This is a genomic window from Methylobacterium sp. ap11, assembly GCF_900110515.1.
GTDB lineage: Bacteria > Pseudomonadota > Alphaproteobacteria > Rhizobiales > Beijerinckiaceae > Methylobacterium > Methylobacterium ajmalii.
In genome coordinates, this window is the sequence record NZ_FOEB01000007.1 from 291,256 (window position 1) to 297,920 (window position 6,665).

Sequence of the window (6,665 nt, forward strand, 5' to 3'; positions counted from 1 at the left end):
CCGGCGGCGGACGGGCGCTTGACCCCGGCCGTCCGGGGGCGGATGACCGCGCACCGTCTTCCGGAGAGCGTGCGCACCCGATGATCGTCCGTCCCCGCCCCGGCGCCCTCGCGATCCTGTTCGCGTGGCGCGGGTCGATCCTGCCGCAGATCGCCCCGCAGGTGACCGCCATCACGGCGGTGGCCTGCCTGGTCGTCGCGACGGAGCAGGGCTGGGCCCACGCGATCCCGCTCACCGCCGGCATCGGGCCGTTCACCCTGATCGGGCTCGCGCTCTCGATCTTCCTCAGCTTCCGCAACAACGCCTGCTACGACCGCTGGTGGGAGGCCCGGAAGGTCTGGGGCAGCCTGGTCGTCGAGGCCCGCGGGTTGGCCCGGCTGCTCGGGGCGCTGCTGCCGGAGGACGACGCCCGCCGCCGCCGCTGCCTCGAGCGCCTCGCGGGCTTCGCCCACGCCCTGCACGCCCGCCTGCGCGGGCAGGACGACGCGGCCGCCGCCGCTCCCCACCTGCCGGAGGCAGAGCGCGGTCGCCTCGCCTCCCGCGCCAGCCCGGCCGACGCGGCGCTGTCGGGCCTCGCCGCCGATCTCGCCGGGGCGATGCGCGAGGGGACCTTGAGCGACCTGTCGTTCGGGCTCCTCGAGCAGAAGCTCGCCGGCTTGTCGGGGGTGCAGGCGGCCTGCGAGCGCATCCAGGGCACGCCTCTGCCCTTCGCCTACACGCTGCTCCTCTACCGCACCGCCTGGCTCTACTGCCTGCTCCTGCCCTTCGGCCTCGCCGCGTCCCTCGGCTGGGGAACGCCGGTGGCGACGGCGCTGGTCGCCTACACGTTCTTCGGCCTCGACGCGCTGGGCGACGAGCTGGAGGAGCCGTTCGGCTCGGCCGCCAACGACCTGCCCCTCGACGCGCTCCTGCGCGGGATCGACGGCATCGTGCAGGATGCCCTCGGTGCCCCGGTGCCGCCGCCGCTCAGCCCGGAGCGCTACTGGCTGCGGTGACGCGCGCCCGCTCAGCAGAGTTGCGCAGGGCAACTCTGCTGAGCCTTTTGCTTTTGCATCGTTTCCGCCGCCGAACCGATGACCACTTCGGCGAATGATGCTTAAAGGCTATCCCACTTGGACCGACTGCCGCGCTTCGTCTCCTGGCGGGGAAGCTTGGCATTATGGCATAGCCTCTTAGGCCCCCGGCATGGTGAGGACGAGCGGCCCGTTGCGGGTCGCCACCACCGTGTGCTCGTACTGCACCGTGAGCGCGCGCGGCCGGCTGTAGAGGGTCCAGGGATCGTCCTCGCCGCTCTCGGCGTAGTCGGCGCCCAGCGACAGGAACGGCTCGACGGTGAAGACCAGCCCATCCGTCATGATCCGGCGCTCGGAGGCGTCGGGCCAGGTCGCGATCTCGGTCGGTTCCTCGTGCAGCGAGATGCCGATCCCGTGGCTCGCGAGGTTGCGCACCAGCGTGTAGCCGTTCTTCTGCGCGAAGGCGCCGACCGCCCGGCCGATGTCCGCGAGCGGCTTGCCGGTCCCGACCTGGCGCAGACCGGTCCACATCGCCCGGCGCCCGTCCCGGCACAGCCGTTCCACCGCCCGGGTCACCGGCGGCACCGCGAAGGACGCGCCGGTATCGGAGAAGTAGCCGTCCTTCTCGGCCGAGACGTCGATGTTGACGAGGTCGCCCGGCGCGATCCGGCGCTCCCCCGGGATGCCGTGGGCGACCTCCTCGTTGACGCTGATGCAGGTCGCGCCGGGAAAACCGTAGACCGCCTCGGGCGCCGAGCGGGCGCCGGCCCGCTCCAGGTGCGCCCGGCCGATCCGGTCGAGCTCGGCCGTGGTCATGCCGGGCTCGATCGCCCGGCCCATCGCCTCCAGGGCGTCGGCGACGATGCGGCCGATCCGCCGCAGGGCCTCCAGCTCGTCGTCGCTCGAAACCGTCATCGCCATGGCTCCCGGCGCGGCCGGACGGGGCCGCGACGGGCCGCTTGTGCCATCGCGGCGGGGCGCGGCAAAGCCGCGATGCGCGGGCGCGCGCAACCGCGCCGCGGCCCGCGCGCTCAGTAGCCCGGAACGACGGTGTAGTAGGTCCCGCCATAGGCCGGCGGATAGGCCGCCCCGACCGGCTGCCAGCCGGCGTCGCCCCACGGATCGGCGCTGCGGCCGCGCCGCGGGCGGGCGACCGGCGCCTCCGCGGAGAGGCCGTCCTGCGCGAAGCCGTCCCGGTCCAGGCGGTCGCGCCGTGCCTCCCGCCGCGGCGAGGCACGGCCGGCCAATGCCGTCTCGTCGCCGCCGATCACCACCCGGGTGTTGCCCATGCCCTCCGCCTTCACGAGGGCGAACAGCGTCGCGGCCTTGCCCGGCGCCAGGCGCACGCAGCCGTGCGAGGCCGGGGTGCCGAGGCGGCCGGTATGGCCGCTGCCGTGGATGGCGTGACCGCGGCCGGTGAAGAAGATCGCGTGCGGCATCGGCGCGTCGTCCCACTCGCGCGAGCGGTAATCCGCCGCCATGCGCGACGGCGAGAAGCTGCCGCGGGGCGTGTTGTAGCCGGCCATGCCGGTGGAGACCGGCCAGTCGTAGAGCGTCCGCCCGTCCCGCGTCACGGTCATCCGCTGGGTGGTCTTGTCGACCGCGATCAGGATTCCCGCCCGCGCCTCGCCCGCTCCCAGGGTTGCACCGGCCACGCAGAGGGTGACGGCGAGGAGGGCGGCGCGCATCGTGGAAAGATCCCCGTTCCGGCAGGACGCGCGGGCATGACGCCACGCGCTGCCGGGACGACGTGCGCGCCGCCCCCGGGTTCCCGGGTGTGAACTGCGGAAACGCTCAGCTCCCGGCCACCTCCGGCTCCCAGCCGATCGCCCGGCGCAGGAAGGCGGCGCCGAGCGCCGCGAAGGCGGCGGTCTCGGCGCTGTTCTTGCCGTGAGAGTGGCCGCCGGCCTCGGGCTCGTAGAAGCGGGCATCGTAGCCGAGCGCCTGGAGCTTTGCCGCCATCTTGCGGGCGTGGCCCGGATGGACCCGGTCGTCGCGCCGCGTCGTGGCGATCAGGATCGGCGGATAGGGCTTGCCGGCCTCCGCGACGTGGTAGGCCGAGATATGCTGCAGGAACGCCCAGTCCTCCGGGATCTCCGGGTCGCCGTACTCGGCGATCCAGCTCGCGCCGGCCAGCAGCTTGGTATAGCGGCGCATGTCGATCAGCGGCACGGTGCAGAACAGCGCGCCGAAGCGCTCGGGATAGCGCGTCAGCATGTTGGCGATGAGGAGCCCGCCGTTCGAGCCGCCCTCGGCGGCGATGCGTCCGGGCGTCGTCACGCCGCGGCGCACCAGGTCGGCGGCCACCGCCGCGAAGTCGTCGTGGGTCAGCGCCTTGCCCTCGCGCCGCCCGGCCTCGTGCCAGCGGGTGCCGAACTCGCCGCCGCCGCGGATGTTGGCGACCACGCGGGTGCCGCCCTTGGCGAGCCAGAGCCGGCCGAGCACCGCCGAGTAGCCGGCGAGGTTCGTCACCTGGAAGCCGCCATAGCCCGAGAGGTGCACCGGCGCCTCGCCGGTCTCGCCGGCCGGGCCGGCCTGGACGTAGGGGATGCGCTCGCCGTCGCTCGACACCGCCTCGTGCCGGGTCACCATCATTCCGTCGGCCTCGAACAGGGCGGGTGCCTGCTTGAGCAGCGTCGGGGCGGCGAGGTCGGGCCGGGTCGTCAGCAGGGTCGAGGGGGTGACGGGGTCGTTGGCGGCCACCATCAGGTCGCCGTTCGATTCCTCCTCCTCGCCGTCCATCGACCAGACGCTGACGACGCCGAGCTCCGGCAGGCCGGCGACGCGGTCCTCCGCCCAGCCGTCCGTCGAGGGGGTGAAGACCGGAAAAACCGCCTTCAGGTCGTCGAGGACCGACAGGACCAGGTGCCCGCCGGTCCAGAAGAAGCCCTGCAGCGCCCGGCGCGGACCCGGGGTGAACAGCACCTGGAAGTTACGTGCGCCCTCCAGGAACGGGTCGAGCCCGATGCCGAGCACGCTGTCGGCCGGGTGCGTCGTGCCGCCCACCGCCCACGGCGTGCGCAGGCGGATGGCCAGGAAGCCGCGGTGCCAGTGCGCGTCGGCATCGGTCGGGATGTCGAGGCGGGTCTTCGGGCCGGTGCGGTCGCCGAGATGGATCGTGCCGTCGAAGAAGCCGGTGCGCTCGGCGAAGACCAGGCGCTCGGGGCTCGCCTCCCGGTCGGGATAGCCGTAGGCGACCATGCTGGCCGGGCCGGCGGAAAAGATCACCGGGGCGTCGAGCGGGTCGGTGCCGCGCCGCCACAGCCGCACGGTGCGGGCGTAGCCCGACGGCGTCGCGTGCTCCGGCCCGCCGAGCGGGCTCGCCAGCAGCAGCGTGTCGGGATCGAGCCAGACCGGGATGCTCTTGGCTTCCGGCAGCGAGAAGCCGCCCTCGACGAAGGAGCGGGTCTCGAGGTCGAACTCGCGCACCACCGTGGCGTCGCCGCCACCGCGGGAGAGCTGGACGAGCGCCCGGGCGTGGCTCTTCGGCAGGCTGGCGGCGCCGCTCCACACCCAGTCCTGGCCCTCGTCGCGGGCCAGCGCGTCGAGGTCGAGGAGCACCTCCCAGGCGGGATCGGCCTTGCGGTACTCGCCTTCCGTCGTGCGCCGCCACAGGCCGCGGGGATGCCCGGCATCCTGCCACAGGTTGTAGAGGAGGCCGCCGCGCCGGGTGACGCCCGGGATCTTGTCGGGCCGGTCGAGGGCGGCCTTGAGGCCGTCGCGGTCGGCAGCGTAGCGCCCGTCGGCGTAGGCCGCGAGGGTGTCGGCGTTCTGCGCCTCGACCCAGGCCAGCGCCCGCGCGCCGTCGACCTCCTCGAGCCAGAGATACGGGTCGTCGTCCGGGGCCTGGAGGGTCGGGCGGGGATCGGGCTGGTGCGGCATGCCGGACTCGTCGGTTCGCGAACGTCGAAAGATCTCGCCGGATCATCTAACCCGGCGGCGGGCGGGGTCCAGGCCGCCGCCGCCCGGGTGATGCGGCCGGGAAACACCGGTCCGGCGCATGCGCTGCCGTCATACGGTTGCAACAGCCGATCTGTTTGAGGGGAGGGGAGGGCGCGGGTCTCGACCGGCCCGGGAGGACCCGCATGACCGGTACCGGCCTTGCCGCCATCATCTGCCTCGCCCTCACGGTCATCAACCTCGCGAGCCTCGCCATCGCGCTGCGCCGGCTCGGCCGGCCGGACCCGGCCTCCGCCGGGCTTCAGGACGCGCCGGTCACCGTGGTGCGCCCGGTCTGCGGCCTCGAGACCTACAGCGAGGAGACGCTGGGTTCGGGCTTCCGCCTAGCCTATCCGCACTACGAGCTGATCTTCTGCGTGGCCCGCGCCACCGATCCGATCGTGCCGCTCGTCGAGCGGCTGATCGCGATGCATCCGGGCGTCCCGGCCAGGCTGATCGTCGGCGACGAGCGGGTGAGCGACAATCCCAAGCTCAACAACTGCATCCGCGGCTGGGACGAGGCGCGCCACGACTGGATCGTGCTGGCCGATTCGAACGTGCTGATGCCGGAGGACTACATCCAGCGCCTGCGCGCCGCGTGGCGGTCCGACACCGGCCTCGTCTGCTCGACGCCGGTCGGCACGCGGCCGGGCAGCTTCTGGGCCGAGGTCGAGTGCAGCTTCCTCAATACCCTGCAGGCACGCTGGCAATATGTCGGCGAGGCGCTGGGCCTGGGCTTTGCCCAGGGCAAGAGCATGCTCTGGTACCGGCCGCTCCTCGACAGCCGGGGCGGGATCCGGGCGCTCGCCGCCGAGATCGCCGAGGACGCCGCCGCCACCAAGCTGGTGCGCGCCATGGGCCGGAAAGTCCATCTCGTCGCCTCGCCCTTCGCCCAGCCGCTCGGGCCGCGCCGGGCCGCCGAGGTGTGGTCGCGCCAGTTGCGCTGGGCGCGCCTGCGCCGGGTCACCTTCCCTCTGTTCTTCGCCCCCGAGATCGGCACCGGCGCGGTGATCCCGATGCTCGCCGCCTATCCGGCGGCCGGGGGCGGGCTTGCCGGCGTCGCGGCGATGCTCGGCACCGCCGCGGCCTGGTACGGCGCCGAGTGGCGGCTCGCCGCCCGCAACGGCTGGCCGTGGTCGTGGCGCTTCCCGCTGGCATGCCTTGCCCGCGACCTGCTCTTCGTCCCGATCTGGCTCGCCGCCTGGGTCGCCCGCGACATCGTCTGGCGCGGCAACGCCATGGACATCCGCACCAAGCCGGCCCGCCTCGCGGCCGATGCCCCGGCCGCACTCCCGTAGCCGAGGCCTCGTCCCCGGCAGGGGAGGGGCATTTTCTCGAAGCTCGGCCGGAGAAAGGGTGTTGACTGCCCGAAACCCCGAGCCTATACGACCACCCATCGGCGCCGGCCGCGACAGCGGCCCGGGCGCTGAGCCATCTTCGAGACAGTCCGGGCCGGCAAGCCTGACCTTGGTCAGGCGCTGGTCCTGTTTTCGCCGATGGATGCTGGGTTCGCCCGGCCCGCTCTTTGACAAGTTCATACGAGAAAGAGAAGCGTGGACGGCGTCGTCCCTGCGGATCGGATCTTCGGGTCTGGTCGTGAGTAGGATGATGCTGGTCCGACGTTTCGGTGCTCACACGATCAGGTGGAAACGCCGGTCGGTCGTGAGCCTCCGTTACTATTGTGATCAGCTATGATCAGCTCTTCAACTTGAG

Annotated in this window: 5 protein-coding genes; 2 read left to right on the plus strand and 3 right to left on the minus strand. The window is 72.9% G+C overall.

Translation table 11 applies throughout. The features are described from left to right. Nucleotides 1-80 precede the first annotated feature (80 nt). A complete protein-coding gene (locus BMX97_RS13330; RefSeq protein WP_091750628.1) occupies nt 81-995 on the plus strand; it encodes a bestrophin family protein in 915 nt (304 codons plus the stop codon). Nucleotides 996-1,172: 177 nt separating this feature from the next. Here the strand turns inward: BMX97_RS13330 and map are convergent, their stop codons facing one another. From map to BMX97_RS13345, 3 genes are all read right to left on the minus strand, one after another. After that, nucleotides 1,173-1,928, minus strand: coding sequence for a type I methionyl aminopeptidase (gene map / locus BMX97_RS13335; RefSeq protein WP_091750701.1), 756 nt, complete (start codon nt 1,926-1,928; stop codon nt 1,173-1,175). Between the two features lie 116 nt (nt 1,929-2,044). Beyond that, on the minus strand, nt 2,045-2,701 hold the full coding sequence (locus BMX97_RS13340) for a L,D-transpeptidase (protein ID WP_091750631.1): 657 nt from the start codon (nt 2,699-2,701) through the stop codon (nt 2,045-2,047). A 106-nt stretch (nt 2,702-2,807) separates the two neighbouring features. Then, a complete protein-coding gene (locus tag BMX97_RS13345) occupies nt 2,808-4,895 on the minus strand; it encodes a prolyl oligopeptidase family serine peptidase (protein ID WP_091750634.1) in 2,088 nt (695 codons plus the stop codon). A 203-nt stretch (nt 4,896-5,098) separates the two neighbouring features. Here BMX97_RS13345 and BMX97_RS13350 point away from each other — a divergent pair, with 203 nt between their 5' ends. Further along, on the plus strand, nt 5,099-6,250 hold the full coding sequence (locus BMX97_RS13350; RefSeq protein WP_091750638.1) for a glycosyltransferase: 1,152 nt from the start codon (nt 5,099-5,101) through the stop codon (nt 6,248-6,250). Nucleotides 6,251-6,665 lie beyond the last annotated feature (415 nt).

Coding starts and splice junctions, on each gene's coding strand:
- BMX97_RS13350 (WP_091750638.1), top strand. CDS start 5,099: ATGACCGGTACCGGCCTTGCCGCCATCATCTGCCTCGCCCTCACGGTC.
- BMX97_RS13345 (WP_091750634.1), bottom strand. CDS start 4,895: ATGCCGCACCAGCCCGATCCCCGCCCGACCCTCCAGGCCCCGGACGAC.
- map (WP_091750701.1), bottom strand. CDS start 1,928: ATGACGGTTTCGAGCGACGACGAGCTGGAGGCCCTGCGGCGGATCGGC.
- BMX97_RS13340 (WP_091750631.1), bottom strand. CDS start 2,701: ATGCGCGCCGCCCTCCTCGCCGTCACCCTCTGCGTGGCCGGTGCAACC.
- BMX97_RS13330 (WP_091750628.1), top strand. CDS start 81: ATGATCGTCCGTCCCCGCCCCGGCGCCCTCGCGATCCTGTTCGCGTGG.